This is a genomic window from Ruegeria atlantica (genome assembly GCF_947495585.1).
Lineage (GTDB): Bacteria > Pseudomonadota > Alphaproteobacteria > Rhodobacterales > Rhodobacteraceae > Ruegeria > Ruegeria atlantica_G.
This window is the reverse complement of sequence record NZ_CANLZK010000001.1, coordinates 506763-533038: the sequence shown is the minus strand read 5'-3', so window position 1 is coordinate 533038 and position 26276 is coordinate 506763. Positions and strand designations below refer to the sequence as shown.

Genomic DNA, 26276 nt, shown 5'->3' with positions numbered 1-26276 from the left:
AATATTCCACGCTACATTGTGGTTTTCAGAGATTTGCATCTATCCCCATTCCCGCCATACCAGAGTTGAAAATGGGCGAGTCAATCCCCAAGTGTATACCATAGTACACAATAATACAGAGGACAGATATGACCGAAGAACAGATCATTGGGTTGTTAACATCGAACATCATTTACCTGCTTGCGGCAGTTCTGATTGTCGTCGTTATTTTCAAAGGCATCAAAATTGTGCCTCAGTCCGAAAAATACGTGGTTGAACGCTTTGGCCGCCTGCATTCGGTGCTTGGCCCCGGAATCAACTTTATCGTTCCTTTTCTTGATGTTGCGCGCCACAAGATATCCATTCTTGAACGCCAGCTACCGAATGCGACGCAAGATGCAATCACCAAGGACAATGTTCTGGTTCAGATTGATACATCGGTGTTTTACCGTATTCTTGAACCGGAAAAGACCGTGTACCGTATCCGTGACGTCGACGGTGCGATTGCAACAACCGTTGCTGGTATAGTCCGTGCCGAGATCGGTAAAATGGATCTGGATGAGGTACAGTCCAACCGCGCGCAACTGATTGAACGCATTCAGGAAAGCGTCGAAACTGCCGTTGACGACTGGGGCATCGAAGTCACCCGCGCCGAGATTCTAGACGTAAATCTGGATCAAGCCACACGCGATGCTATGTTGCAGCAGTTGAACGCCGAACGCGCCCGCCGCGCGCAGGTGACCGAGGCTGAAGGTCAGAAACGTTCGGTCGAATTGAATGCGGACGCGGAACTCTATGCGGCCGAGCAGACCGCAAAAGCCCGCCGCATTCAGGCCGAGGCTGAAGCTTATGCAACCGGCGTCGTCGCCAAGGCCATTCAGGACAATGGTATCGAGGCAGCCCAATATCAGGTCGCATTGAAGCAAGTCGAAGCTCTGAACGCGCTGGGTAACGGCACCGGGTCGCAGACCATCGTGGTTCCCGCCAATGCGCTTGAGGCCTTTGGCGATGCCTTCAAGATGTTGAAAGGAGGAAAGTAATGGCTGATCCCTTCTGGCTGACATGGTGGCTCTGGCTGGCCGGAGCGCTAGCTCTGGGCATACTTGAGATCGTCTTGCCGGGGTTCATCTTTCTTGGCTTTGCGATTGGAGCGGCGGTCACAGGGCTTTTGCTTGTGATCCCCGGTTTTGCCCCGAGCCTGGCGGTCTTGCTTTTGATCTTTGCGGGTCTTTCGCTTGTGGCTTGGCTGATCCTGCGGCGCATGTTCGCCCTGCCCCATGGCCAGGTGAAAACCTTCCGCCACGATATCAACGATTGATCCAAATCGACGCAGCGTCCCGGGGGCCACACGGCACCACTGGACGCTGCCCCAGCCTTTCCCTATATAATTTCTCAGGTAACAGCCCCGAGGCACGAATGACCCATCCAAGTGAACAGTTCGAAGGTACGCCGCTGATCGCGCCTTCGACCATCGATCATCCACTCTACGATTCCGTGGTCGAGGCTTGCAGATCCGTCTTCGATCCCGAGATTCCGGTGAATATCTACGATCTGGGTCTGATCTATACGATCGATATTACCAAGGAAAACGCGGTGAAGGTCATCATGACACTGACCGCGCCCGGATGCCCGGTCGCCGGTGAAATGCCAGGCTGGATTGTCGAGGCAATCGAACCGGTCGCTGGCGTCAAAGAGGTTGACGTCGAGCTGACATGGGAGCCCCCCTGGGGCATGGAGATGATGTCAGACGAAGCACGTCTTGAACTGGGATTCATGTAGAATTTCGCTTAGCTTTACCGAGTAAGGCATTGAAGGGTAACAAAAAGGGCTGTCCATGAACCGGGGCAGCCCTTTTTACATTATAGGACCCGAGCGGCCTATTCCACGCCGCAGGTCGATTTTATCTCGGCCGCGCGTTGATCCAGCTCTTTGACGTAATCGCCATTCAACATGCTGAGCCTTTTTTGCTCGGTTCCCGTGACCAGTCCCAGCAATGCACCGGCAGGAGTGATCGCAATGATACTTTCTGCCTGCTGGTCTTCTGCGTGCTTCTTTTCTGCTGCGATGGCCCGAAGATCCCCCTCGGCGGTAGCGCAATTTACCGGATGCCGTGCGCCATCCGTTGCTGCATGCCCCAAACCTGCGGTCAGAAAGACTGTGGCTACAGCTTGCATCGTTATGATTTTTCTGCGGAAATGCCTGATCTTCACCATCTTCATTCGCCCTTCGCTCAAATATCTTGTTACAACCGTCAGGCTAAGGCGAAGACCGTGAGGGACGCAAGTTTGCTGTGGCAATTGGTCGTTTGGCAGCGTCACTGCCGGTAAAACTTAGGTCAGCAGGTCTGCTATGTCTTGAGCCTGACGCCTCTCGGCCCTAGATTAGGGGTAACGTAGCGCAACGGAGACCACCATGTTTGGCATTCCCGGCAAACAGGCCGTGACAATGACGACCAAAGCGGCCGAGCAGATCGCACGCCTGATGGCGTCCGGCGGTCATGCAGGGTTGCGCATTGGCGTCAAGAAAGGCGGCTGCGCTGGCATGGAATACACCATGGACTACGTGGATGAAGCCGATACCAACGACGAAGTGGTCGAACAGGACGGTGCCCGCATCATGATCGCGCCAATGGCGCAGATGTTCTTGTTCGGAACTGAAATCGACTATGAGGTCTCGCTTCTGGAAGCCGGGTTCAAGTTCCGCAACCCGAATGTTGTGGACGCTTGCGGTTGCGGCGAATCCATCAAATTTGACGAGACGCTTTCCACACAAAACTAAGTCGCCTGCAGGTGCAGATAGGTTTCGTTGTAGCGCCGTGTAAGATGGTCACCTGCGCTGATCGTTTTGCCTGAGCTTGGCGGAGCAACGTTGGTGTCGTAGGACGGGTTAAAGAACAGTGGGACCGAAATGCGTTCCTGCGTCCCGCCTATGACGCGGTGCTCGGTGGCTTTGACTTTTCCCGCGGTCCAGAATTCCAGCATCTCTCCAAAGTTGATGATGAATGTACCAGGCTCTGCAGAGACAGGTTGCCAGCTGTTATCCGGCATGCGGACCTCAAGCCCTGAGACCCCGTCCGTGGCCAGCAATGTGAGACACCCATAGTCAGTATGCGCCCCGATGCCAAAATCCCGATCACCTGCCCATGCCGGGCGTTCTGGATAGTAGTTCCCGCGCAATAGGGCCATTGGCGTGTCAAAGGCGCGATCAAAGCTGAGTTCATCCCGGCCCAAAGCGACCGCAATGGCCCGAAGAACGCGCATCGCCACATTGCAAGCGTGAATGTAGTAAGCTCTGATAATACCTTGAAATTCTACAGGATTATTCGGCCACAGGTTCGGAGCATATACACTGAGCCCTTTTCCGGCATAAGAATTTCCCGCAGGCAATTCGAAACCACAGTCGAACACTTCCTTGAAATCCGGATTGGCCTTGGGGTCGACCTGTTCTGATCGCGGCGCGCCCCACCCTCGGTTTGAACCCGTCATCGCCATATCAACGGTTTTTTTCTGGACGTCCGGCAAATGGAAGAAGTCGCGATACGCCTCGATCACGTTTCGGACTTGATCGGCGTTCAACCCGGTGTTCGACACCGTTAAAAACCCAACTTCTCCAATAGCATGCAGCAGCTTTGCCATCTCTGAAGCCTCGCGTTCATCCAGTTTTTTCAGATCCAGATCGTCGATCATGCCGCCCTCCACAATACCGCGGAACCTGCCGTTGTGGTCGGACCTTTGCAACCGGAATTGTCAGGCTCGGCTGGTGGTGCTATCCGATGAGCAAACAACGACTTATTTGGGGGTACGCGTTATGCGGCGCAAGCTGGCAGCTGGAAACTGGAAAATGAACGGAACTGCGGCTGATTTGCCCGAGCTTCAGTCGCTGGCTACATCGTTTCCTGATGCATCGGTGGACGTCCTGATTTGCCCACCAGCGACCCTGCTGCATCGCGCGGCAGAGGCGGTGAAAGGCACGGGAATTACCGTCGGCGGTCAGGATTGCCATGCAGCCGAATCCGGCGCACATACCGGCGATGTCAGTGCTCAGATGCTGGTTGATGCAGGGGCAAGCGCCGTCATTCTTGGGCATTCAGAGCGGCGCGAAGATTGCGACGAGCAGAATGAGGATGTCCGCGCCAAGGCACGTTCCGCAATGGAAGCGGGTCTGAAAGCCATCATTTGCGTCGGCGAAAGCCTGGAACAGCGCGAGGCCGCGAACACGTTGGACATTATCGGCGGTCAGATGTCCGGCTCGATCCCGGATCAGTCGACCGGTGAGAACCTGGTTGTCGCCTATGAACCGATCTGGGCCATTGGCACCGGCAAGGTCCCCACACTGGACGAGATCGGAGAAGTGCACGACTTCATCCGCGCCCGGCTTGAGCGTCGATTTGGCGAAGGTGTCGGCCGCTCGGTCCGGTTACTTTATGGCGGTTCGGTCAAACCGGGCAACGCGGCCGAAATCTTTGCAGTCTCCAACGTCGACGGGGCGCTGGTGGGCGGGGCAAGCCTGAAAGCCGAAGACTTTTCTGGCATTATCGACGCCCTGCAAAAGGCCTGAGGTCAAGCCAATTTCATCGTCACCAGCCCGGCCACAATCAGGGCCGCCGCGACTAGGCGGGGCGCAGTCAGCGCCTCACCCAGAAACATTACGCCGACCATAAAGGCCCCGACTGCACCGATTCCGGTCCAGATCGTATAGGCCGTGCCCAAAGGCAGATCGCGCATCGCAAGGGCAAGCAATCCGAACGATCCGATCATCGACACGCCCATCAGGGCCGTAGGCCATAGGCGTGTGAAACCGGCAGATTGCTTCATGGCGACGGCCCAGACAATTTCCAGCAGGCCAGCGAATAGCAATAATATCCAGGGCATTTGGACACCTCATATCTCTTCGGGTCGTCCCGAATGATCAGCCAACAAGGCGAGGTCGTCCTCGGCTGAAAGATATACCCACTGTACCCGGGTTCAAGAGGTCGGACACTTAATTGAGCACCTAAGGACACCCGGGCGGGCAAACGATCGACGCCCGATTGACGAGATGAAACTTTTAATGCGGCAATTCAACCGGTGATACGAAACTGATGGGTTCGCGTTTAGGGTGGTATCGAATGGGTTTCCGACTATCTGGATCGATTCCGTACACAAAAATGGCCGGATCTGACGACAGACCCGGCCCTCTGTTCTGTCAAAGAAACCGCTAGTTCGTAATGATCTCAGGCCCCATGAACGTGTTGGGCAGGAAGGTCGATATCCACGGTATGTACGTCACCATGATCAGGAAGACGAACAGGACAGCCAGGAACGGCAGCGCCGCCTTCACAACGCTCATCATCGGCATACCGGCCACGCCCGAGGTCACGAATAGGTTCAACCCAACCGGAGGCGTAATCATCCCAATCTCCATGTTCACCACCATGATGATGCCCAGATGGATTGGGTCGATGCCCAACTCGATCGCGATCGGGAACACCAGAGGAGCCACGATGACCAGCAGTCCCGAAGGTTCCATGAATTGACCACCAATCAGCAGGATCACGTTGACCACAATCAGGAAGGTGACTGGTCCCAATCCCGCCGATAGCATTGCACTTGCGATGTGCTGAGGCACCTGTTCATCGGTCAGCACGTGCTTGAGGATCAGCGCGTTGGCGATGACGAACAGCAAAGTCACCGTCAGTTTACCGGCTTCAAACAGCGTGTGCTTGGTGTCGGGGTGAAAGAACGCCGTGACCAGAGCATAGGGTTTCTTCAGAAGCGAAATGTTCTGCCCATCCCCATTGGTGCTAAGCGGACCCATGTCCTTGTAGACAAAGCTGGCAATAAAGAAGGCATAGACGGCAGCGACAGCAGCGGCTTCGGTCGGTGTGAAGATACCGCCATAAATACCACCCAGAATGATGACGATCAGGAACAGACCCCAACCGGCTTCGCGGGCCGAGATAAAGATCTCGCCCCAACCTTTCCATTCACCCTTGGGCAGGTTCTTGACTTTGGCCATCACATAGATCGTAACCATCAGCATCAGACCCGCCATCAGGCCCGGAATGACGCCCGCAAGGAACATCCGCCCGACCGAGACCTCAACGGCGGCGGCATAAACCACCATGACAATGGACGGCGGGATCAGAATGCCCAGGGTACCCGCGTTACAGATCACACCGGCAGCGAATTCCTTGGAATAGCCAACCTGCCGCATACCGGCGATGACGATAGAACCGATGGCCACAACCGTTGCCGGAGACGACCCCGACAGCGCGGCAAACAGCATACAGGCAAAGACACCCGCAATCGCCAGACCGCCAGGCAAGTGTCCGACACAGGCGATGGAAAAGCGGATGATCCGACGCGCCACTCCACCGGTCGTCATGAAGGACGACGCAAGAATGAAGAACGGGATCGCCAACAGTGTAAAGTGGCCTTCAAAGGCTTCGAACAGGGTTCCCGCGACCGAAGCCAACGAACTGTCGGAATAAATCAGCAGAAACAGGGTCGAGCTGAGACCCAGGGCCACCGCAATCGGCACACCGATCAGCAACAGGCCGATGACCATAGAGAATAGAAGTACGACGTCCATTAGTCATGCTCTCCTTGCTGAGCCCGGACTTCTTCGATCTCGTCCTCGACTTCGTGGCTGGCAACAAGACGGTCGGTCTCACCACGCCAGATTTGTACTGCGACCTGAGCAAAGCGGATCACTAGAAGCAGCATCGACACCGGCAACACCAGATACGGCACCACCTTGGGCAATTTTTCATACCCCTCGCCGTAGTTGATCAGATCCTCGAGGAAGCGCAGCGGCGCGACCATCGGAATATCATCCACTTCGTAAAAACTCTGGCTGCGTGCGTCGAAATTGAACCCGGTCGGGAACCAGCGGCCCGATGTTGGCGGCAGGTCCGCAAACACGGCCCAGTAGTCATACGACCCTTTCAGAAGCAGAAGCGAGAACACCAGACAGCACGCCACCGATATCAGCGCCAGAATGCGGCGCGGCGCCGGGGCCAGCATGTTCAGGATTGCATCAACACCCAGATGCGCGTGTTTCTTGACCGCATAAGAAGCCCCCAGCAAAACCAGCCAGCCAAAGGTGAAAACCGTCAGCTCAAGCGCCCATAAGATATTAGAGTTAAACACAAAACGCGCGATCACGTTGGCGAAGGTTACGACCGTCATCACGCCCAACAGAGCGGCAATCATGGTCTCTTCGATATGGTCGACCAGCCCGCCTTGGCCGGGTTTCGAACCAGACATTTTTCTGTCCCCACATTATTGGTGATGAGAGTTAGGTGTGGCGGGCCAAATTACGGCCCGCCCAGCCTGCGTATCCGCCACTCCCCAGTCTTTGGACACGCGGCCTCAACCGGGATCAGAACCCGGCGTTGATGGCCTGAGCGGCGTCGATCTTATCCTGACCTACGTCGTCGGAAAACTGGTCCCAAACGGGCTTCATCGCATCGACCCAGGCCTGACGCTGTTCGGGGTTCAGCTCGCGGATGATTCCGCCGGCATCAGTGATCGAAGCCTTGGCTGCTTCGTTCACCGAGAAGGCTTCCTTGTTCCGTGTCTCGGTCACTTCGCCCAGAATGGTCAGGAACTGATCGCGCACCTCGGGATCAAGGCTGTCCAACCAGTCAACCGATGTCACGACCAGATAGTCGATGATGCCATGGTTGGTCTCGGTGATACCGTCCTGCACTTCGAAGAACTTTTTGCCATAGATGTTCGACCAGGTGTTTTCTTGGCCATCCACAACGCCCTGTTGCAGCGCGCCGTAAACTTCCGAGAACGCCATCTTCTGCGGGCTGCCGCCAATGGCTTCCATTTGGGCAACCAGAACGTCCGAGGATTGAACACGGAATTTCAGGCCTTCGGCATCCGACGGAGCCTCAAGCGGTTTATTAGCCGACATCTGTTTCATGCCATTGTGCCAGAACGCCAGCCCTTGCAGGCCGCGGCGCTGCATGCTGTCTTTCATCGCCTGACCATCTGCCGAGGCCTGGAACGCATCCACGGCGTCAATGTTCTTGAACATGAACGGCAGATCGAACAGACGGAACTGTTTGGTAAACTTCTCGAATTTTGACAGCGACGGCGCGGCCAGCTGGACGTCGCCTTGAAGCATTGCTTCAAGCACCTTGTCATCATTATAGAGCGTCGAGTTCGGATAGACCTCAACGCACATCACGCCATTCATCTCGTCATTGACGCGCTGCTCCAACAGCGATGCCGCGATGCCCTTGGGGTGTTTGTCCGTGTTCGTCACATGCGCGAACTTGACGACAATCTCGCCGTCATCACACGCGGCCATACCGGCGGTTGCTGTAACACTCAACGCCAGCGCGGTCGCGGCAGTTGTCAGGAATTTCATCTGTCTTTTCCTCCCAGACTTCTATGAAACCTTCAGTCAACGCCAGATCGGCGTCTCATGTGGCGCAGTGAAGCGAATCAAGGGGCACCGCTCAACTTTTTGTTCGAAATTCGGAAATATCAAGTATTTTTGTTTTATTTCATACTATTACAAGGCTCTTCCTCGCCATCAAAAGGTAGTGACACTACACGTTGTGCGAAAATCCGCACATTTATTCCCCCGGCTGTGCGGATTTCCGCACGCACTTCGAATCAGATCGAGCGACTCACCCCCTGATTCTCTGGTGACCACCCGCAGCCTGCAGATGCAGGCTTCCCGGCCGAACGGCTTTAAATGCATGATAATGCGGCCAAAGGCGGCGGGTGCCCCCGTTAGCGCCGATAGTCTTCTGGGCGAATCTGATAGCGCGCCAGTTTGTCGTAAAAAGTCTTGCGCGGCAGTTTCAACGCACTTGCCGCATCCGAGGCTTTGCCATTGTGCCGACCCAGTGCCGCAATCAACAACGACCGCTCTACGCGCGCCATTTGCTCGTTCAGCCCCAGATCAGCGGCACGTGCAACCTCTTCCGGCATCCCTAACACGAACCGCATCGCCGCCGACATCAGCGATCTTGCATTGCCCGGCCAATCGCTGGCCATCAACGACGCAAGTTGCTCCGAGGTAATCTCGGGTTCGGCAATGCCCGCCTGTTCCGCCGCTTGCGCGACATAATGGCGAAAGATCACTGGAATATCTTCGGGTCGTTCCGCCAGCGACGGGATGCGCACACGCATGACATCCAGGCGATAAAACAGGTCGGCATTGAATTGGCCCTGCTCTGACAGCACCGCCAGATCTGCGGTTGTTCCCGCGACAATCCGTGAACCGGTGCCCTGCTCTATCATTTCAAGCGCGGCGTATTGCGTGGCGTCTGGCATGGCCGAAACCTCATCCAAGAACAACGACCCACCGGCCGCATCTTCGCACACGCGTACCAACCCCTCGGGCGTCAGCCCTGAGGCCGGGCGCTTGACGAACGGCCCCTGCCCGACCGGCGACATCAGATGAACGACTTCGGCCACCTTCGATATCCCGCTGCCCGGTGGCCCGGTTACCAGAACTTCTGCCCCGGTGGGGGCGACGGATCGGACCCGTTCACGCAGGGCCTCGGCCTGTGCGGACAGGCCGAACAAAAGCCGCGCTGCCGGATCGCCGCGCTCAAGCTCTGATTTGAGGGCACGCTGTTCGATCACCTGCGCGCGCGCGTCAAAGGCTCGTTCCAACACGGGCAGCAGGTCCGCCGCCGCACATGGCTTTTCCAGAAAGTCAAAAGCTCCCTGTCCCATGGCCTGCACCGCCATCGGGATGTCGCCCTCACCGGTCAACAGAACAACGGGCAAATCTGGATCAACCTCACGCGCGTAGTTCAGCAGATGAAATCCATCCCGGCCCGGCATACGGATGTCCGAAACGATCACACCCGGAAAGTCGGCGCGAATATGGTCTTTAGCTGCCACAAAGGATCCCGCCGTAACCGGATCATAATCTGCCAGCTCAAGCGTTTGAGCCAAAGCTTCGCGGACGGCAGCGTCGTCATCAACCAGTAGAATTTTCCGCGTCATGCGACCTCGTGCTCCGTGAAAGGCTCAAGCTCGACCGTAAACAATGCCCCGGTGTCCAGATTTGCGCCCCGGATATTACCTCCAAAGCTTTGCACCAGACCATACGAAATCGAAAGCCCAAGCCCCATCCCCTCAGAGGATCCGACAGCCTTGGTCGTATAGAACGGTTCGAACAGTTTTTCCGAGTTTTCGATGCCCGGGCCGATATCGCGGACAGTCACGGCCAGCTTGTCGCCGCGGTCGATCGCAATGCGGATGAGGCGGTCGTTTTGCCCACTCATCGCGTCGGCGGCATTGTTAATCAGGTTGACGAACACCTGAACCAACCGCACCTCGCCGCCCCATGCGTAAACCGGGTTATTGGGCGGGGCCCAGTCCATACGGACATCCTCGGTCCGCAACCGCGCCTCGGTCAACTCGACCGCCGTATCGATCACCTGAACTAGGTTAACCTTGCCCATCGGTTCACTTTCGTTGCGCGAAAAGGCGCGCAGGTTCTTGATGATGCGCGCCATGCGCGCCGCCATGGCAGAGATACGCGTCAGGTTCTCCGACGCTTTCTCATCCCGGCCGCGGGATAGAAAAGCCGCGCCATTATCTGCGAATTGCTGAATCGCCATCAGCGGTTGGTTCAGCTCGTGACTGATACCCGCCGACATCTGGCCCAACGCGCTGAGTTTACCGGCCTGGATCAGCTCTTCCTGAGCGTGTTTCAGAGCCTCTTCTGCGTCTTCACGTTCACGCACTTCATGGCGCAGCGCGGTGTTTGCAGCTGTCAACGCATGCGTCCGTTGCGCGACCCGGCTTTCCAGAATCGTGTTGGCCTCGGCCAATGTGCGCCTGCGTTCGGTCGCCAGATACAACAGCGCGCCGAAGGCCAGACAGATTGCAGCAACGGTCGCCGCCTGCAACCCCGCCAAACGCTGCGCGGGGGCCACATCGACCAGAACCTCAGCTGTCATATCAATGACAGGCAGGTCCAACATAAGATGTAATGCGCGGCTGGGCAGATACCGCCCCCAATTCAGTTCCCAGACCTCGTGCGGACCGACCAGAACCGAGGCAAAATCGACCACCCCGCCGTCTGGCGGTGTCAGGCCCAATTGACCCTCATCCCGGTGCCAAAACAACAAATCCGATCGGTTTGAGATAAACACGACACCGTCCCCGTCGGTGAAGAACACCGCCTCGGTACTGCCGCGCCAGGTCTGTTCCACATCCTGCACATCGGCCACAACGATTAATACACCCTCGACCTGACCAGCATCGCCAAAGGCCGGGGCGGCGTAGGAATAGGTGCGATCCCCGCTGCTTTCCACAACCCCATGCGCGCTGCCCATTGCGCCTTGCAATGCGCGCCGAAACGCGGGGTGGTTCGCCATGTTTGGCCACACAACCGGCTGCGCCGAGGCCAGCACCTGCCCGCTTCGGTCAAGATACATCATGTTGACGGCCGAGGTTTTGTCGGCGACGTCCAGCAATATCGCGCGCGCAGCCCGTTGTTGCACCGGTGTCTCTAGGGCGCGCAAGACCGGATGCGTGGCCATCAGCACGGCCAGTTCCTGATAGACCTGCATCTGAGTGCTGAGCCGGTCGGCAGCCAGTTCAAGGTCAGCCTCGGCCTTTTCGCTGAGCTGCGACAGCGCTTGACGATAGCCATAGGACCAGACCCCTGCGGTCAACAGGCCGACAGCAAACAAAAATCCCAGAATGACCCAAACGCGTTGCATGATATAGGGTCTTGCATTCGGCGCGCCGCATGGCAAGTCTGCGCCGCATGAAGACGGTATTTCAATCTCCGGTCGATCCGGAATTCGTGCAGAACCCCTACCCGTTCTATGATCAGGCCCGCGCGTGCGGTGATCTGGTCTATTGGGAGGACTATGGGAAAGTTGCGGCTGTATCACACCGGGCGGTCTCGGCGCTTTTGAAAGACCGCCGCTTTGGTCGGGAAGTACCCGAAGAAATGCGAACCCCAGGTCCGGCGCATCTTGCCCCTTGGCTGGCGGTCGAGGCGCATTCGTTGCTGGAAGCCGAACCGCCAAGACACACACGTTTGCGCGCATTGGTGATGCGGGCATTCACGTCGCGTGCCATATCGGCGCTGGAACCTTCGATTCACGACCTAACCCATTCTTTGATTGACGCATTTCCCGACCAACCGTTCGATTTGCTCTCTACCTTTTGCACCCAAGTTCCGGTCATCACGATCTGCCGCCTTCTGGGCGTGCCCGAGGATATGTCACCCAGCCTACTCCGCTGGTCACATGATATGGTGGCGATGTATCAAGCCAGCCGTACGCCCGAGACTGAGACCGCTGCCGCAGCCTCATCTCAAGCATTCACCGACTTTCTGATCGACTACATCGAGCAGCGCCGCAGCGATCCGCAGGACGATCTGATCACACGGTTGATCGTGGCCGAAGAAGATGGCGACAAGCTCTCACGCGAAGAGCTGGTCGCCACCTGCATCCTGCTTTTGAATGCCGGGCACGAAGCGACCGTGCATTCACTTGGAAACGGCGTGAAGACCGTTTTGCAAAATGGCATCGGACCGCAATACTTTGCGCCGGGCACCATCGACCGCACGGTAGAAGAGGTTTTACGCTATGACCCGCCGCTGCACATGTTCACCCGCTATGCTTATGAAGACATCGACGCATTTGGGCACAGTTTCAAACGTGGTGATGAGGTCGCGTTACTATTGGGCGCTGCGAACCGGGATCCTGCCGTCTGGAGCGACCCGGACAGGTTTGATCCCACCCGCGCCATCGTCACGAACACCAGTTTCGGTGGCGGCCTGCACTTTTGCGTTGGCGCCCCTCTGGCACGGATGGAAATGCGCATCGCACTGTCCACGCTGTTCGACAGATATCCGAACCTGCGCCTGAGCACCGAGCCCGAGTTTTCGAACACGTACCATTTCCACGGGCTGACCAAACTGATGGTGCAGACCTAGCTTTCGATCAGCGCTTTCAGTGGCAACATGGTGGTGGACTTGATCTCTTCCATCGACAGCAAGGCAGTCACGTTGTGCACGCGCACTTCTGAAATCAGCGCCTGATAGAATTCGTCATAGGCTCGCGCGTTCTTGACCCGCACCTTCAGGATATAGTCAATGTCCCCGGCCAGCCGATGCGCTTCTTGCACTTCGGGCCTGTCGCGCAGGGCCTTGAGGAACTTGTGCTGCCAGTCAGCCTCGTGCTCTGAGGTGCGGATCAGAACAAAAAACGTAGCTTCAAATCCCAGCGCTTCGGCGTCCAGCAAAACGGTCTGCTGCCCGATCACACCGGCCCCTTTCAGCTTGCGTATCCGATTCCAGACCGGCGTCTTGGAACTGCCGACACGAGCGGCTATTTCGTCCAGCGATTGACTGGCGTCCCGCTGCAGCTCGACCAGAATTTTCCGATCCGTATCATCAATCCGCACCGACATTCCAAATTTCCCTTCGTTTCGAAACCAATGTCCCGTTTTGCCGTTGGCGTGGAACATTTGTCCTTATTTGTTCGCCTATATGGCGTATTGGCGGGAATATTTCCTATATTGCAACACAAGTCAAACCACACTCGGGACACGAAATGCAGCTTACGCAATCATATGATGGCACAGGACATGTCGACTTTGTCGGCGCGGGTCCGGGCGATCCGGAATTGCTGACGCTCAAGGCACTGAACGCCTTCGAGCGCGCGGATGTTGTTCTGCATGACCGTCTGATCAGTGATGAGGTCCTGGCCTTGGCCGGCAAGACCGCCCAACTGGTCGATGTCGGCAAGGCCGGTTTCGGCCCATCGTGGAAACAGGAAGACATTGACGCCCTGCTGGTTGAGCACGCCTTGAAAGGTCAGCGCGTCGTGCGCCTGAAGTCCGGCGACCCGACCGTATTTGGCCGTCTGGATGAAGAGATCGAGGCGGTTGAGGCTGCTGGTATCTCGTGGCGGATTGTTCCGGGCATCACCGCCGCTTCGGCGGCCGTTGCCGGAATCGGTCAAAGCCTGACACGGCGTGGGCGCAACTCGTCGGTCCGCTTTCTGACAGGCCACGACATGAAGGGCTTTGCCGATCACGACTGGACCGCGCTGGCGCGCACCGGTTCGGTGGCCGCGATCTACATGGGAAAAAAGTCCGCTCGTTTCATTCAGGGCCGCCTGATCATGCACGGCGCAGATCGCCAAACACCGGTGACGCTGATCGAAAACGCCACGCGTCCCGATCAGCGCATTCTGGAAACAACGCTGGACCAGTTGCCCACCGATTTGAACGCCGCCGATATGGATGGCCCCACCCTGACCTTTTATGGCCTCGCCCCGCGCCAAACTACCGCGGCCCTGACCGAATTTAAGAAGGAACACGCCTGATGGCCCGCGCTTTTACCCCTAAAGTGGTGACCGCCAACGACCTGTTGAAAGGTGACGTCATCTATTTGACCGAAGACGATCAGTGGTCACGCGAGCTGACCGAGGCCGAGTTGATCACCGACGAAGCCCACGCGCAGGTGCGTCTTCTGGATGCCTCGCGCCAGGCCAACAAGATTGTCGGGGCATATCTGGCCGACGCTATTGCCGGCGACAATGGCCCCGAGCCCACCCATTTCCGGGAAGACTTCCGCCGCACTGGTCCGTCCAACTATGCCCACGGCAAACAGGAAACTTCCCCGCAGCCCCGGGCCTGACCTCTGGCCCGTCTCTCTCCCCTACTCAAGGCCCCACGGTTCGGGGCTGCAACTAAGGACAGCTAATCATGTATCGCTACTCCGAGTTCGACACAGCATTTTTGGCAGAACGTAACGCGCAGTTCCGCGCGCAGGTCGAGCGCCGCATTGACGGCTCGCTGACCGAAGATGAATTCAAACCGCTGCGCCTGATGAACGGCCTGTATCTGCAGCTGCACGCATACATGCTGCGGGTCGCCATCCCATATGGCACGCTGTCCAGCGCGCAGATGCGTCAACTGGCCCTGCTGGCCGAGAAGTGGGATAAGGGTTATGGCCACTTCACCACCCGTCAGAACATCCAGTACAACTGGCCGAAACTGAACGACGTGCCAGACATGCTGGACGCGCTGGCCGAGGTTGGCATGCACGCCATTCAGACCTCGGGCAATACCATCCGCAACGTGACCGCCGACCATTTCGCCGGTGCTGCGGCGGATGAGGTCGCTGACCCGCGTCCCTACGCCGAGCTGCTGCGCCAGTGGTCGACCGACCACCCGGAATTCCAGTTCATGCCGCGTAAGTTCAAGATCGCCATCACCGGTTCGGAAAACGACCGTGCCGTGATCAAGGCGCATGACATCGGCTTGCAACTGGTTGAGCGTGACGGCGTTCTGGGTGCCCGCGTTATCGTGGGTGGTGGCCTGGGCCGTACGCCGATGATCGGTAAAGAACTGTCCGAGTTCGTCGCCTTTGACGACCTGCTCGCGTATCTCGAAGCCACCGTTTCGGTCTGGAACCAGATCGGCCGTCGCGACAACAAGTACAAAGCCCGCATCAAGATCACCGTGCATGAGCATGGCATCGACGCGATCCGCGCCAAGGTGAACGAGCGCTTCTTGAAGGTCCGCCCGCAGTTCAAAGGCGCGGATATGAACCTGCTTGAAGAGATCAAGGGTCACTTTGCCCCGCCAACTTTCCGTGAAGCCTCGGTTGCGTCGTTTGAAAGCGCCTACACCAATGATCCGGTCTTCCGGTCGTGGGTCGACACCAACATCGCGCCGCACAAGAACGCGGATCACGCGATCGTCACTATCTCGATCAAGAAACACGGTCAGACTCCGGGCGATGCGACTGCTGAGCAAATGCGCGTAATGGCCGATCTGGCCGAAGAGTTCGCCCATGACGAGCTGCGTATCAGCCACGAGCAGAACGTGATCCTGCCGCATGTCCACAAGTCGGACCTGCCCGCGATCCATGCGAAGCTGAAAGAGTACGAACTGGCAACCGCCAATATCGGCCTGATTAGCGATATCATCGCCTGCCCCGGCATGGATTACTGCGCACTGGCAACGGCGCGTTCGATCCCGGTTGCACAGGAAATCGCGACCCGTTTCGATGATCTGAAGCTTGAGCATGACATTGGTCACCTGAAGATCAAAATCTCGGGCTGCATCAACGCATGTGGTCACCACCATGTCGGTCACATCGGCATCCTGGGTCTGGATCGCGCAGGCGTCGAGAACTACCAGATCACTCTGGGTGGTGACGCGACTGAAACTGCAGCCGTTGGCGACCGGACCGGCCCGGGCTTTGCCTATGATGAGATCGTGCCTGCCGTCGAACGCATCGTCGAAACCTATCTGGAACAGCGTGACAGCGCCGAAGAGACATTCCTTGAAACCTATCGCCGCGTAGGCATGGCACCGTTCAAGGCAGCCCTCTACCCCGAGGCGCGAGCGAATGCCGCTTGACCTGATCCAGACGGAACTGGGGGCCGACCGCGCTGAGCTGACCGAAAAGGTCGAAGCGTTGAACACCCAGTTCCGCCACCACAGTGCCCATGACGTCATGCATGGCGCGTTGGAGGCAATCGAAGAGCTTGCTTTGGTCTCCAGCTTTGGGGCGGAGTCGGTGGTGTTGTTGCACATGGCAGCCGTGGTCGACAAAGCCACGCCGGTCCTGTTTGTGGACACGCAGATGCTGTTCACCGAAACGCTGGAATATCAGCAGGACGTTTCAGATCGGCTTGGCCTGAAGAACGTTCACATCATCCGCGCAGATGATGAGGATGTTCAGCGCGAAGACCCATACGGCGCTTTGCGCCTGAGCGACACGGATGCTTGCTGCAACCTGCGCAAAACCTTCCCGCTGCAGCGTGCTTTGGCAGGCTATGACGGCTGGATCTCGGGTCGGAAGCGGTTCCAGTCTGGCACACGCGCCGCGCTTGACTTCTTTGAGGTCGAGGACGGCACTGGCCGGATCAAGGTGAACCCACTGGCCCACTGGGCGCCCGAAGACGTGCGCGCCTATATGGATGAAAACAACCTGCCCCGGCATCCGCTGGTGGCCAAAGGTTACCCCTCGATCGGTTGTGCGCCCTGCACCTCGCCGGTCAAAGAAGGCGAAGACCCCCGCGCCGGACGCTGGCGCGATCAGAACAAAGAAGAATGCGGCATCCATTTTGTCGACGGCAAGATGGTGCGCGCAGGAGAGAAAACATGAACGTAATCGTTACGGATGAGGGGTTCGCCCCTGACGACTGGACAGATGGCTTTGTCACGCTTGAGGACGCTGCCAATGATGTGGTTGCGCTGGACGTGGCCTCGGACACTGATCCTGATGAACTGGTTGACCGCCTGGGCAGCGCCCGCATGGTCCGCGTGGACTTCCCGTCTTCGGCGGATGGCCGCGGCTTTACCATCGCGCGCGTGCTGCGCCTGAAAGGTTTCACAGGCCGCCTGCGGGCCAGGGGCCACGTTCTGGCCGACCAGTACGCCATGGCGCGCCGCAGCGGGTTCGATGAGGTCGAAATCGACGACGCACTGGCCAATCGCCAGCCCGAAGATCAGTGGCTGGCCCGCGCCAACTGGAAAGATCATAGCTATCAGGCCCGCCTGCGCGGCTAACCCCGCCAATCGCCAGCTTGTGACTTCAAAGGGGCATTTAGCCCCTTTTCCTGACTTGGATCAAAGATTAAACGGAGATGTCGGTTTACCCAGCCGATAGTGAAACGATGACAGAGATGAAACCCGTGACCGAAGTAACCGCCGTCAAGGCCCCCGTCCTTCCGGACGCACAGACCGTAACAGACGTCAAACATTGGACCGACAGCCTGTTTTCCTTCAAGGTGTCGCGTCCCGCCTCGCTTCGCTTCCGTTCGGGCGAGTTCGTGATGATCGGCCTGCTGGGCGACAACGGCAAGCCGCTGCTGCGCGCGTATTCCATCGCCTCGCCTTCGTGGGATGAAGAGCTGGAATTCTACTCGATCAAGGTGCAGGACGGTCCGCTGACCTCGAAGCTGCAGCACATCAAACCGGGCGATCAGATCATCCTGCGCCCCAAGCCTGTTGGCACGCTGGTGCATGACGCGTTGTTGCCCGGCAAACGCCTGTGGTTCTTTGCCACCGGCACCGGTTTTGCGCCCTTCGCCTCGTTGCTGCGCGAGCCGCAGACCTATGAGGATTACGACGAAGTCATCATCACCCATACCTGCCGCGAAGTGGGTGAACTGGAATATGGCCGTCAGCTGATCGAAAGCATCCGTCAGGACGAAATGCTAGCCGAACTGATGGGCGAAGGCTTTGCCGACAAGATCCGCTACTACCCGACCACGACCCGGGAAGAGAGTCCCAAGATGGGCCGCATCACCGAATTGCTGAAAGACGGCACGGTTTTTGCTGATCTGGGCATCGAAGGCGGCATCAAACCAGAAACCGACCGCGCGATGGTCTGCGGGTCTTTGGCCTTCAACCTGGACATCAAAAAGATTCTGGAAGAGTTCGACCTGCGCGAAGGTGCCAATTCCGAACCCAAGGAATTTGTCATCGAAAAAGCCTTTGTTGGTTAACCCGATGCACCGGATCCGGGGCATTTGGCCCCGGACTGGCGAAAAACCTCTGACAAACCCCGATTTTTCGGGCTGGCCTGTACTTATGCCGCTTGAATCGGCGTGCAGGCCAGTCTAAATTCCGGCCTTGAATTTCTGCAATCATCAAAGGAATGAACCCATAGCCCGCAGACCTCACAACGCGCCGCCGCAAAGAGACACCGGCCCCCGCGTCAATGATAAGATCCGTGCCCCCGAAATCCGTCTGATTGGCGCTGAAGGTGAAAATGTCGGGGTGGTTCATCCCGCCAAAGCCATGCAGATGGCAGTTGATGCCGGTCTTGATCTGGTCGAAATTTCGCCCAACGCAAACCCGCCGGTCTGCAAAATTATGGACTTCGGTAAGTTCAAGTACGAGACGCAGAAACGCGAAGCCGAAGCCCGCAAAAAACAGAAGATCATTGAGATCAAAGAGGTCAAATTCCGACCCAACACTGATACTCATGACTACGACGTGAAAATGCGGAATGTGTTCAAGTTTCTTGAAAACGGGGACAAGGTCAAAGTGACCCTGCGTTTCCGCGGCCGTGAAATGGCGCACCAAAACCTGGGTCGCGAGCTTTTGGAACGTGTTGCGGCCGACACCAAAGAGATCGGCAAAGTTGAAAACATGCCGAAGATGGAAGGCCGTCAGATGATTATGCTGATCGGTCCGCTGCCACAGAAATAAATCCCTGTGCATATCGAATTTGAAACCCTGTCAGATCAGCTCTGACAGGGTTTTTTTGTTGGTTCTGAGGCACAGACCACGCGGCGCTTCAGCCGGGGATCGAGGTCGAGATCGCCCGACTAAGTTTGCCCACAAGCTCGTCTATCTGCGCGTCTTCTATGATGAACGGCGGAGCCAGCAGGACGTGATCCCCAACCCGCCCATCCCGTGTACCGGCCATGGGGTAACAGATCAGCCCCCCGGCCAAGGCGGCTTTCTTGATTTTGCCCGCAACGCCGTGAGCCGGATCAAACGGCGTTTTTGTTTCGCGGTCAGCCACCAACTCCAGCCCTCGAAACAGCCCCCTGCCGCGGATATCCCCGACATTCGGATGCTGTCCGAATTCGGCCTGCAACGCTTCTTGCAGCTTGTCGCCCATGACGCCGGCGCGCGTGGGCAACGCGCGCGTGGTCAGTTCGGTGACAACGGCCAGGGCCGCTGCTGTCGCAACCGGGTGACCAATATAGGTGTGACCATGCTGAAAGAACCCGGACCCGTCGCGGATTGCATTATAGATTTTCCCGGTGCACATCATCGCACCAATCGGTTGGTATCCAGCACCCAACCCTTTGGCGATGCACAGAATGTCCGGCGAAACCCCATCATGATCGCAGGCAAACAAATGCCCGGTCCGCCCCATGCCACACATGACTTCATCAAGAATCAACAAAACGCCATATTGGTCACATATCTGGCGAATACGCTGAAAATACCCCTCAACGGCAGGAACCGCACCCAGCGTTGCCCCCACGACGGGTTCTGCCATGAACGCCATAACCGATTCAGGACCCAAGCGCAGGATCTCGGCCTCCAACTCATTCGCGACGCGCTGGCCGTAGTCAAAGCTGCTCTCAGTATCCGGCTTTTCAGCGTATTCGAAACAGGGCGCGATATGTGTCATCTCGATCAACATCGGCGCAAATTGCGCGCGTCGCCATTCGTTACCTCCAGCCGACAACGCGCCCAAAGTGTTCCCGTGATAGCTCTGCCGCCGCGCGATCACCCGGCGACGCTCAGGCTGACCGATTTCAAGGAAATACTGCCGGGCGAGTTTCATCGCCGCCTCGGTCGCCTCGGACCCGCCTGAGACGAAATACACACGGTCCAGATCACCAGGCGCGTGTTCCACCAACAGATCAGCCAGTGCCTCAGCAGGTTCGGATGTCATGAAACCGGTATGTGCAAAAGCGATCTGTTCGACCTGCTGCTGCACGGCCTCGATAACCGCCGGGTTCGAATGCCCGAGGCACGACACCGCAGCGTCACCACAATCCAGATAGCGTTGCCCCTGATCGTCGATCAGGTAACACCCGTCGCCCCCAACAGCGACCGGCAGGTTCGATTTGGTATGACGAGGAAAAACGTGGCTCATTGCTAAGGTCCTTTCAAAGCCGCGACCAGCGCCGACACCGACGCTGCGTTGTTCGCCCAGGTACTTCCGTCCTGGTCGGTCAAACTGTTTTCAAATCCAACCCGCACATCCCCGCCACGGTCCGCAGCCGTTTTTAGGCAAACATGTTCCTGCTTTCCAAATGCACAGACCATCCAACTGGAGTGGGTTTGCGGAAAGTGATCAAGGTCTTCTGGTGCGGATTCCTGCCCCGAGGTGTAACGCCCCAGAACCAACAGCCGATCAGTTTGCCCATCGCGGACGATACAGCGGGCTTGCCAGTCAGCCAGCAGAGCTGCGTCTTCATCGTTATAGAGTATATGCTGAACACGCGTTCCCTGCTCGGCACACAGGCCGTAAACCTTATCCGCGAGGTCCGGCGCGCGCGCGATTTCCCGGACCGAGATCGAAGCCCATTTTGGCTTTACCTGCTGCAAACAGTGCAATTGGGCCGGGACATCAAAGATACCCGCCGCCTCGGTCGTGATCTGAACATCCATCTCTGGCACGGCACGACGCAACTCGGACATCGTCTCAAGATAACGCCCGGCATCCAGAGAATGCTGCCCCTGTTCATCGCGCACATGCAGGTGAATCCCATTTGCACCGGCCCGAAAACAGCTTTGTGCAGTCGATACGATCTCCTGCACCGACACCGGAAGCTGGGCGTGATCCGCATGCCCCCTGCGGGCGCCGTTCGGCGCCACCAGAACATAGGGCGTATGCGATTGCGGCAGTGTTTTGGACATAAGAGCACCCTTTTCAACTTTTAACCCAGTTAAGGACCTTAGGCGCGTTTTCAATTTACATCTTTCATAACATTTGTTTTCTTTCGCGGATGACCAAGTCTTTGAGCCAGCTTACCGAAGCTCTGCGACAGCAGATCGACCAGTTGCCACCCGGATTGCAGATGGCGGCAAAATACATCCTCGACCATCCCGGAGATTTTGGGCTGGACTCAATTCGAGAAACCGCAGCAAAGATCGGCGTTAGCTCGAACGTTCTGGTCCGGCTGGCGGATCGGATGGGATATGACCGCTTCGACGGCCTGCGCGCTCCGTTCCGCGATGCGTTGGTCACAGATGGTGAGGATCATCTGAGTCAAAGTTGGCTTGCCGACATGCAAGACGGTGACGCATTCAGTGCCGCTCAGGCAAAATTTGCCCAGAATGCGCAGAACGTCGTTATGCGATCGCTGAGGTTAATGAACCCTGAACGCGTCAAGCGCGCTGTTGAAATTATGACGTCTGCTGACAGGTGCTTTGTCACGGCCACCCGCGCCAGCTATGCCTTGTCTTACTATTTTTCATACGCCGGACGCATGGCTCACCCTGGTCTGCAACTTATTCCGCGCCACACGGGGTCCGCGGCAGATGATCTGTTGGATGCGAATCCCAACGACTGCCTGATCGCCATCACCGTCCACCCCTATTCCGCTGACACTATCCAATCCATGCGAATGGCGCGACGCATGAACATGCCGCTCATCCTGATTGCCGACAGCGAAGTGATCGCACCCGGGGTCGAGCCGGACGTGGTTTTCCCCGTCAGCACGCGATCTCTGCACCACTTCTCAAACTATGCCGGGGCCATGGTGGTCCTGGAATGCCTTTTGGGTCACCTGTTTCAAGCCGGCGGCGACGTCGCGCGCGATCGCGTGGACAATTACCAAAAGTCCCGGGAAGACACAGGCGCATACTGGCAACCATCCCAGCCGCCCAGAATAAGACGGAAATAAAAAAAGCCCCGGCCATAAGGTCCGGGGCTTTTTTGACAGTTTTGGGCTTACATGCAGGCTTCAATGGCCCGCTTGGTCATTACACTGACCAGATGCGCGCGGTACGCCTTGCTGCCGTGCAAGTCGGCAATCATGTTCGCGGGATTGATGCTCAGCCCGGTCAATGCATCCTGCCGAAACTCCTTGTTCAGGGCTTCCTCGGCCTCGGACCAGCGGAACACACCATCCTCACTGGCACCTGTTACCGCAACGCGAACACCGTCGGCGAAACGTGCCAGATACACACCAACCAGCGCAAAGCGCGATGCGGGTTGCAGGAACTTCTGGTAGCTGGCCGCTTGTGGCACCGGGAAATTGACCGTGGTGATGATCTCACCTTCCTCCAGGGCTGTACTGAACAAACCCTCGAAGAAATCATCCGCTGCGATTTGGCGCGTATTGGTGATGATCGTCGCACCTGATCCCAAAGCGCCCGCCGGATAACAAGCGGCCGGATCATTGTTGGCCAGTGAGCCACCGATAGTTCCCCGATTGCGCACTGCCGGATCGCCGATCTGCCCAGCCAGTGCGGCCAGCGCCGGATAGTTGCCGGCGGCCTCCGACGCCACAGTTGCGTGGGTTGTTGCGCCACCAATGGCCACCGACCCGTCATCCTCGATACAGACGCCCTGTATGTCGGGAATCCCACCCAGAGACACTAGCGTAGACGGCGCCGCCAATCGCTGTTTCAACGTTGGGATCAGCGTCTGGCCGCCCCCCAACGCCTGTGCATCCTCGCCTCCCAGCGCCGAAACGGCGTCAGCGACGGTCGAGGGCTTTTCAAACTCGAAATTGTACATTTCGCTTTCCTTTCCGAAAGGCGCGGATCCGCCCTTCATCTGGCTAAAAATATCCCGAGTGACTGGGGGCAGAGCCCCCAGACCACCCGACCAATCAGCTGTTCATTGCCGCCCAGACGCGGGACGGGCTCACCGGCATATCGATGTGATCGACCGCCTTGCCGCCCGAGTTCAGCGCATCCAACACCGCATTGACCACCGCCGGCGGCGAGCCAATTGCACCAGCTTCACCGCAGCCCTTCACACCCAATGGGTTATGCGTACAGGGTGTCTGGCTGGAATGATCCACACCGTAAAATGGCACGTCATCCGCTCGCGGCATCGCGTAGTCCATGAAGGACGCGCTCAGCAACTGACCGTTCTCGTCATAGGCACAATTCTCAAGCAAAGCCTGACCTATGCCCTGACCAATGCCGCCATGGACCTGACCGTCGACGATCATAGGATTGACGATGTTGCCAAAGTCATCTGCGGCATTGAAAGCCTCGATGGTGACCTGACCGGTCTCGGGGTCAACCTCGACCTCGCATGCATATGCACCGGCCGGATAAGTGAAGTTGGCCGGGTCGTAAAACGCGGTCTCCTCCAACCCAGGTTCGACTTCCAACGGATAGTTGTGTGGTACATAAGCCGTCAGGGTTACATCACCCCAAGCCACCGACTTGTCGGTACCCGCGACGCTGAACTGACCGTCTTTCAGTTCAATATCCGCCTCGGACGCCTCCAGCAGGTGTGCTGCGATCTTTTTGGCTTTCTCGATCACCTTCTCGGTCGCTTTGACCATGGCCGAGCCACAAACCGCCAGCGAACGCGAGCCATAGGTCCCCATGCCAAACGGGATCTTTGAGGTGTCGCCATGCACGATCTCGACCATTGACTCATCAATGCCGATCATGTCGGCCACAACCTGCGGGAAGGCTGTCTCGTGCCCCTGCCCGTGGCTGTGTGCGCCCACCATGACGCTGATCGAACCGGTGGCGTTCACCCGAACAGTTGCGGCATCATACAGACCCGCACGGGCCCCCAGCATGCCGACGATGTTCGAAGGCGCGATACCGCAGGCCTCGATATAGCAGTTAATGCCCAGACCACGCAGTTTGCCGTTGGCTTCGCTTTTCGCACGACGCGCGGCAAATCCAGCCAGGTCGGCAGCGACCTCAAGCTTGTCCATCGTCCCGTTGTAATTCCCGGTGTCGTAGGTCAGTGCGACCGGAGTGTCATAGGGGAACTGAGTGATAAAGTTTTGACGGCGCAGGGCAATCGGATCAACACCCAACTCGCGTGCGGCTTTGTCAACGACACGCTCCAGCTGATAGGTCGCCTCGGGGCGTCCAGCACCGCGATAGGCGTCCACCGGTACGGTGTTGGTAAACATCGCCTTCACGTTTACCTGAATGACTGGCGTCTTGTAGTTGCCCGCCATCAGAGTGCCGTGCAGCCAGGTCGGAACCGAGCTGGAGAAAGTCGACAGATACGCACCCAGATTGGCATAGGTGTTCGTGCGCAGACCGATAAAGTTGTTGTCTGCGTCCAGTGCCAATTCGATCTTGCTGACATGGTCGCGACCATGGGCATCCGACATGAACGCCTCGGACCGGCTGGATGTCCACTTTACCGGACGGTTGCAGGCCTTGGCGGCAAAGGTGCAGAACGCTTCTTCCGCATAGTGGAAGATCTTGGTGCCAAAACCGCCGCCCACATCCGGGGCTACCACGCGCACTTTGTGTTCGGGCAGGCCCAGAACAAAGGCGCACATCAGCAGACGAATCACATGCGGGTTCTGCGAAGTGGTAAAGAGCGTGTAGTCGCCCGTGCCAGGCTTGTACTCACCCACCGCCACACGCGGTTCCATCGGGTTGGCGACGAGCCGGTTGTTGACCAGATCCAGCGTCGTGACATGCGCTGCATTGGCAAAGACCTCATCGACCTTGGCGTCGTCAGTCTCACCCAACTGCCAGTCATAGCAGATGTTGTTCTTCAGATCGTCATGGACCAGCGTCGCCCCATCTTGTGCGGCGGTCTTCATGTTCATGACAGCTGGCAGTACTTCGATATCCAGATCGATAGCCTCGGCCGCATCACGGGCCTGCTCCAGACTGTCGGCCACAACGGCCGCAATCGGGTCGCCCACATGGCGCACTTTGCCCTGCGCCAGAATCGGGTGCGGCGGCTCCTGCATCGGCGCGCCGTGCTTGTCGGTCACTTCCCAGCCGCATGGCATCCCGCCCACGCCTTCGAAATCCTTGCCGGTGAAAACCTTGACCACTCCCGGCATAGCTTCGGCGGCTGAGGTGTCGATAATATTGATGCGGCCATGCGCAATGTCGGACCGCAGGAAATGTACATAAGCCTGGCCATGTACGTTGATGTCGTCGGTATAATTTCCCGCTCCGGTCAGAAAGCGTACGTCTTCGCGTCGCTTGGAACTGGCTCCGATGCCACTGTCTTTGGGCATTGCTTGTTCTCCTCCCATAAACGGATGCGTGTGCACCCTATGTCATCCCACGGGCGTTTATTTGGACGCCCGCAGCGGCATCATTCGGCAGCGATGCTGCTGACGTCCTGACCCGATGCGGCCATGATCGCCTTGACGATGTTGTGGTATCCGGTGCAGCGGCACAGGTTGCCTTCCAGATATTTGCGCACTTCAGCCTCGGTCGGCCGCGGGTTCTCTTTCAACAGCGCGGCCGCGCTCATCACCATGCCTGGCGTGCAGAAGCCGCATTGCAGGCCATGGTGGTCCTGAAATGCTTGCTGGATCACATTCAGCGAACCATCCGCGTTGGCCTGGCCTTCGATGGTGCCGACATCGGCCCCGTCCGCCTCAAGCGCCAGCATGTTACAGGATTTGACCGCCTCGCCGTTCACATGCACGACGCACGCGCCGCACTGCGCGGTATCGCATCCGACATGAGTGCCAGTCAGCGACAGGTGTTCACGCAGAAAACCGGACAACAACGTCCGGCCCTCGACGTCACCGCTCACGGACTTTCCGTTCACGGTCATTGAGACCTGTGTCATAGATTCCTCCCATTTCGTATTATTCTTCGTCCCGAGTTAAACACGGGAAAATTTGTTTGAGAACAAAAATATTTAGCGCCAATATCCGACGTTCG

Annotated in this window: 28 protein-coding genes; 14 read left to right on the top strand and 14 right to left on the bottom strand. The window is 57.6% G+C overall.

Annotation, left to right across the window (positions count from 1 at the left end):
• The first annotated feature begins 128 nt into the window (after window positions 1–128).
• The 3 genes from QMP16_RS02585 to QMP16_RS02575 all read left to right on the top strand — a co-directional run bounded on the left by QMP16_RS02585 (window position 129) and on the right by QMP16_RS02575 (window position 1758).
• Window positions 129–1019 (top strand): SPFH domain-containing protein, encoded by an 891-nt coding sequence (locus tag QMP16_RS02585; RefSeq protein WP_282151106.1) that lies wholly within the window; start codon window positions 129–131, stop codon window positions 1017–1019.
• The gene (locus QMP16_RS02580; RefSeq protein WP_108858729.1) at window positions 1019–1297 is read left to right on the top strand and encodes an NfeD family protein; all 279 of its coding nucleotides are present in this window, start codon (window positions 1019–1021) and stop codon (window positions 1295–1297) included. The genes QMP16_RS02585 and QMP16_RS02580 overlap by 1 nt, the downstream gene beginning before the upstream one ends.
• Before the next feature lie 98 nt (window positions 1298–1395).
• On the top strand, window positions 1396–1758 hold the full coding sequence (locus QMP16_RS02575) for an SUF system Fe-S cluster assembly protein (protein WP_058271500.1): 363 nt from the start codon (window positions 1396–1398) through the stop codon (window positions 1756–1758).
• A 98-nt stretch (window positions 1759–1856) separates the two neighbouring features.
• Here the strand turns inward: QMP16_RS02575 and QMP16_RS02570 are convergent, their stop codons facing one another.
• Window positions 1857–2153, bottom strand: coding sequence for a hypothetical protein (locus QMP16_RS02570; RefSeq protein WP_234416530.1), 297 nt, complete (start codon window positions 2151–2153; stop codon window positions 1857–1859).
• A 238-nt stretch (window positions 2154–2391) separates the two neighbouring features.
• Between QMP16_RS02570 and QMP16_RS02565 the strand changes: the two genes are divergently transcribed.
• Window positions 2392–2757, top strand: a complete 366-nt coding sequence (locus QMP16_RS02565; RefSeq protein WP_058277823.1) for a HesB/IscA family protein — start codon at window positions 2392–2394, stop codon at window positions 2755–2757.
• Here QMP16_RS02565 and QMP16_RS02560 read toward each other — a convergent pair.
• Window positions 2754–3665, bottom strand: a complete 912-nt coding sequence (locus tag QMP16_RS02560; RefSeq protein ID WP_282151105.1) for an isopenicillin N synthase family dioxygenase — start codon at window positions 3663–3665, stop codon at window positions 2754–2756. The two genes, QMP16_RS02565 and QMP16_RS02560, sit on opposite strands and share 4 nt — an antisense overlap.
• 121 nt (window positions 3666–3786) lie before the next feature.
• On the opposite strand from QMP16_RS02560, the gene tpiA reads away from it, so the two are divergent.
• Window positions 3787–4536, top strand: coding sequence for a triose-phosphate isomerase (gene tpiA, locus QMP16_RS02555; protein ID WP_282151104.1), 750 nt, complete (start codon window positions 3787–3789; stop codon window positions 4534–4536).
• Between the two features lie 2 nt (window positions 4537–4538).
• Here tpiA and QMP16_RS02550 read toward each other — a convergent pair whose 3' ends face one another.
• The 6 genes from QMP16_RS02550 to QMP16_RS02525 all read right to left on the bottom strand — a co-directional run bounded on the left by QMP16_RS02550 (window position 4539) and on the right by QMP16_RS02525 (window position 11677).
• Entirely contained in the window at window positions 4539–4850 is a 312-nt protein-coding gene (locus QMP16_RS02550; protein WP_058277821.1) for a DMT family transporter, read from the bottom strand.
• A gap of 325 nt (window positions 4851–5175) precedes the next feature.
• Window positions 5176–6552: a TRAP transporter large permease gene (locus QMP16_RS02545; protein WP_109311601.1), complete on the bottom strand. Its 1377-nt coding sequence runs from the start codon at window positions 6550–6552 to the stop codon at window positions 5176–5178.
• Window positions 6552–7229 carry a TRAP transporter small permease gene (locus tag QMP16_RS02540; protein ID WP_058271493.1) on the bottom strand — a complete coding sequence of 226 codons (678 nt, stop codon included), beginning with the start codon at window positions 7227–7229 and terminating at the stop codon, window positions 6552–6554. Before QMP16_RS02540 ends, QMP16_RS02545 begins: the two co-directional genes overlap by 1 nt.
• A 115-nt stretch (window positions 7230–7344) precedes the next feature.
• Window positions 7345–8346, bottom strand: coding sequence for a DctP family TRAP transporter solute-binding subunit (locus tag QMP16_RS02535; protein ID WP_109311602.1), 1002 nt, complete (start codon window positions 8344–8346; stop codon window positions 7345–7347).
• Window positions 8347–8717: 371 nt separating this feature from the next.
• Window positions 8718–9947: a sigma-54-dependent transcriptional regulator gene (locus tag QMP16_RS02530; protein ID WP_282151103.1), complete on the bottom strand. Its 1230-nt coding sequence runs from the start codon at window positions 9945–9947 to the stop codon at window positions 8718–8720.
• A complete protein-coding gene (locus QMP16_RS02525; protein ID WP_282151102.1) occupies window positions 9944–11677 on the bottom strand; it encodes a sensor histidine kinase in 1734 nt (577 codons plus the stop codon). The genes QMP16_RS02530 and QMP16_RS02525 overlap by 4 nt, the downstream gene beginning before the upstream one ends.
• Before the next feature lie 47 nt (window positions 11678–11724).
• On the opposite strand from QMP16_RS02525, the gene QMP16_RS02520 reads away from it, so the two are divergent.
• Complete coding sequence (locus QMP16_RS02520) at window positions 11725–12906, top strand: cytochrome P450 (RefSeq protein WP_282151572.1); 1182 nt, start codon at window positions 11725–11727, stop codon at window positions 12904–12906.
• Here the strand turns inward: QMP16_RS02520 and QMP16_RS02515 are convergent.
• Window positions 12903–13382 (bottom strand): Lrp/AsnC family transcriptional regulator, encoded by a 480-nt coding sequence (locus QMP16_RS02515; protein WP_058271489.1) that lies wholly within the window; start codon window positions 13380–13382, stop codon window positions 12903–12905. The genes QMP16_RS02520 and QMP16_RS02515 overlap by 4 nt on opposite strands.
• Before the next feature lie 143 nt (window positions 13383–13525).
• On the opposite strand from QMP16_RS02515, the gene cobA reads away from it, so the two are divergent.
• From cobA to infC, 7 genes are all read left to right on the top strand, one after another.
• Window positions 13526–14302, top strand: coding sequence for a uroporphyrinogen-III C-methyltransferase (cobA, locus tag QMP16_RS02510; protein WP_282151101.1), 777 nt, complete (start codon window positions 13526–13528; stop codon window positions 14300–14302).
• Window positions 14302–14616 carry a DUF2849 domain-containing protein gene (locus tag QMP16_RS02505; protein ID WP_282151100.1) on the top strand — a complete coding sequence of 105 codons (315 nt, stop codon included), beginning with the start codon at window positions 14302–14304 and terminating at the stop codon, window positions 14614–14616. The genes cobA and QMP16_RS02505 overlap by 1 nt, the downstream gene beginning before the upstream one ends.
• A 68-nt stretch (window positions 14617–14684) precedes the next feature.
• The gene (locus tag QMP16_RS02500; RefSeq protein WP_282151099.1) at window positions 14685–16349 is read left to right on the top strand and encodes a nitrite/sulfite reductase; all 1665 of its coding nucleotides are present in this window, start codon (window positions 14685–14687) and stop codon (window positions 16347–16349) included.
• The gene (locus tag QMP16_RS02495) at window positions 16339–17100 is read left to right on the top strand and encodes a phosphoadenylyl-sulfate reductase (protein ID WP_109311607.1); all 762 of its coding nucleotides are present in this window, start codon (window positions 16339–16341) and stop codon (window positions 17098–17100) included. Before QMP16_RS02500 ends, QMP16_RS02495 begins: the two co-directional genes overlap by 11 nt.
• On the top strand, window positions 17097–17504 hold the full coding sequence (locus QMP16_RS02490) for a DUF934 domain-containing protein (RefSeq protein WP_113788883.1): 408 nt from the start codon (window positions 17097–17099) through the stop codon (window positions 17502–17504). Before QMP16_RS02495 ends, QMP16_RS02490 begins: the two co-directional genes overlap by 4 nt.
• Before the next feature lie 107 nt (window positions 17505–17611).
• Entirely contained in the window at window positions 17612–18445 is an 834-nt protein-coding gene (locus QMP16_RS02485; protein WP_058271890.1) for a ferredoxin--NADP reductase, read from the top strand.
• A 127-nt stretch (window positions 18446–18572) separates the two neighbouring features.
• Window positions 18573–19154 (top strand): translation initiation factor IF-3, encoded by a 582-nt coding sequence (infC, locus tag QMP16_RS02480; protein WP_199520007.1) that lies wholly within the window; start codon window positions 18573–18575, stop codon window positions 19152–19154.
• A gap of 88 nt (window positions 19155–19242) precedes the next feature.
• On the opposite strand, the gene QMP16_RS02475 is transcribed toward infC, so the two are convergent.
• Window positions 19243–20565: an aspartate aminotransferase family protein gene (locus QMP16_RS02475; RefSeq protein WP_282151098.1), complete on the bottom strand. Its 1323-nt coding sequence runs from the start codon at window positions 20563–20565 to the stop codon at window positions 19243–19245.
• 2 nt (window positions 20566–20567) lie between these two features.
• Window positions 20568–21332: a 3-keto-5-aminohexanoate cleavage protein gene (locus tag QMP16_RS02470; RefSeq protein WP_282151097.1), complete on the bottom strand. Its 765-nt coding sequence runs from the start codon at window positions 21330–21332 to the stop codon at window positions 20568–20570.
• Between the two features lie 89 nt (window positions 21333–21421).
• Here QMP16_RS02470 and QMP16_RS02465 point away from each other — a divergent pair, with 89 nt between their 5' ends.
• Window positions 21422–22321 (top strand): MurR/RpiR family transcriptional regulator, encoded by a 900-nt coding sequence (locus QMP16_RS02465; protein ID WP_282151096.1) that lies wholly within the window; start codon window positions 21422–21424, stop codon window positions 22319–22321.
• A gap of 47 nt (window positions 22322–22368) precedes the next feature.
• Here QMP16_RS02465 and QMP16_RS02460 read toward each other — a convergent pair whose 3' ends face one another.
• From QMP16_RS02460 to QMP16_RS02450, 3 genes are all read right to left on the bottom strand, one after another.
• Window positions 22369–23160 carry an FAD binding domain-containing protein gene (locus QMP16_RS02460; protein WP_282151095.1) on the bottom strand — a complete coding sequence of 264 codons (792 nt, stop codon included), beginning with the start codon at window positions 23158–23160 and terminating at the stop codon, window positions 22369–22371.
• Window positions 23161–23254: 94 nt separating this feature from the next.
• Window positions 23255–25615, bottom strand: coding sequence for a xanthine dehydrogenase family protein molybdopterin-binding subunit (locus tag QMP16_RS02455; RefSeq protein ID WP_282151094.1), 2361 nt, complete (start codon window positions 25613–25615; stop codon window positions 23255–23257).
• An 80-nt stretch (window positions 25616–25695) separates the two neighbouring features.
• On the bottom strand, window positions 25696–26181 hold the full coding sequence (locus QMP16_RS02450; protein WP_108858746.1) for a (2Fe-2S)-binding protein: 486 nt from the start codon (window positions 26179–26181) through the stop codon (window positions 25696–25698).
• Between the last annotated feature and the right edge of the window lie 95 nt (window positions 26182–26276).

Bases quoted from the DNA above. Each gene is read 5' to 3' on its own strand.
- QMP16_RS02585 (WP_282151106.1), top strand. From the start codon at position 129: ATGACCGAAGAACAGATCATTGGGTTGTTAACATCGAACATCATTTAC.
- QMP16_RS02580 (WP_108858729.1), top strand. From the start codon at position 1,019: ATGGCTGATCCCTTCTGGCTGACATGGTGGCTCTGGCTGGCCGGAGCG.
- QMP16_RS02575 (WP_058271500.1), top strand. From the start codon at position 1,396: ATGACCCATCCAAGTGAACAGTTCGAAGGTACGCCGCTGATCGCGCCT.
- QMP16_RS02570 (WP_234416530.1), bottom strand. From the start codon at position 2,153: ATGCAAGCTGTAGCCACAGTCTTTCTGACCGCAGGTTTGGGGCATGCA.
- QMP16_RS02565 (WP_058277823.1), top strand. From the start codon at position 2,392: ATGTTTGGCATTCCCGGCAAACAGGCCGTGACAATGACGACCAAAGCG.
- QMP16_RS02560 (WP_282151105.1), bottom strand. From the start codon at position 3,665: ATGATCGACGATCTGGATCTGAAAAAACTGGATGAACGCGAGGCTTCA.
- tpiA (WP_282151104.1), top strand. From the start codon at position 3,787: ATGCGGCGCAAGCTGGCAGCTGGAAACTGGAAAATGAACGGAACTGCG.
- QMP16_RS02550 (WP_058277821.1), bottom strand. From the start codon at position 4,850: ATGCCCTGGATATTATTGCTATTCGCTGGCCTGCTGGAAATTGTCTGG.
- QMP16_RS02545 (WP_109311601.1), bottom strand. From the start codon at position 6,552: ATGGACGTCGTACTTCTATTCTCTATGGTCATCGGCCTGTTGCTGATC.
- QMP16_RS02540 (WP_058271493.1), bottom strand. From the start codon at position 7,229: ATGTCTGGTTCGAAACCCGGCCAAGGCGGGCTGGTCGACCATATCGAA.
- QMP16_RS02535 (WP_109311602.1), bottom strand. From the start codon at position 8,346: ATGAAATTCCTGACAACTGCCGCGACCGCGCTGGCGTTGAGTGTTACA.
- QMP16_RS02530 (WP_282151103.1), bottom strand. From the start codon at position 9,947: ATGACGCGGAAAATTCTACTGGTTGATGACGACGCTGCCGTCCGCGAA.
- QMP16_RS02525 (WP_282151102.1), bottom strand. From the start codon at position 11,677: ATGCAACGCGTTTGGGTCATTCTGGGATTTTTGTTTGCTGTCGGCCTG.
- QMP16_RS02520 (WP_282151572.1), top strand. From the start codon at position 11,725: ATGAAGACGGTATTTCAATCTCCGGTCGATCCGGAATTCGTGCAGAAC.
- QMP16_RS02515 (WP_058271489.1), bottom strand. From the start codon at position 13,382: ATGTCGGTGCGGATTGATGATACGGATCGGAAAATTCTGGTCGAGCTG.
- cobA (WP_282151101.1), top strand. From the start codon at position 13,526: ATGCAGCTTACGCAATCATATGATGGCACAGGACATGTCGACTTTGTC.
- QMP16_RS02505 (WP_282151100.1), top strand. From the start codon at position 14,302: ATGGCCCGCGCTTTTACCCCTAAAGTGGTGACCGCCAACGACCTGTTG.
- QMP16_RS02500 (WP_282151099.1), top strand. From the start codon at position 14,685: ATGTATCGCTACTCCGAGTTCGACACAGCATTTTTGGCAGAACGTAAC.
- QMP16_RS02495 (WP_109311607.1), top strand. From the start codon at position 16,339: ATGCCGCTTGACCTGATCCAGACGGAACTGGGGGCCGACCGCGCTGAG.
- QMP16_RS02490 (WP_113788883.1), top strand. From the start codon at position 17,097: ATGAACGTAATCGTTACGGATGAGGGGTTCGCCCCTGACGACTGGACA.
- QMP16_RS02485 (WP_058271890.1), top strand. From the start codon at position 17,612: ATGACAGAGATGAAACCCGTGACCGAAGTAACCGCCGTCAAGGCCCCC.
- QMP16_RS02475 (WP_282151098.1), bottom strand. From the start codon at position 20,565: ATGAGCCACGTTTTTCCTCGTCATACCAAATCGAACCTGCCGGTCGCT.
- QMP16_RS02470 (WP_282151097.1), bottom strand. From the start codon at position 21,332: ATGTCCAAAACACTGCCGCAATCGCATACGCCCTATGTTCTGGTGGCG.
- QMP16_RS02465 (WP_282151096.1), top strand. From the start codon at position 21,422: ATGACCAAGTCTTTGAGCCAGCTTACCGAAGCTCTGCGACAGCAGATC.
- QMP16_RS02460 (WP_282151095.1), bottom strand. From the start codon at position 23,160: ATGTACAATTTCGAGTTTGAAAAGCCCTCGACCGTCGCTGACGCCGTT.
- QMP16_RS02455 (WP_282151094.1), bottom strand. From the start codon at position 25,615: ATGCCCAAAGACAGTGGCATCGGAGCCAGTTCCAAGCGACGCGAAGAC.
- QMP16_RS02450 (WP_108858746.1), bottom strand. From the start codon at position 26,181: ATGACACAGGTCTCAATGACCGTGAACGGAAAGTCCGTGAGCGGTGAC.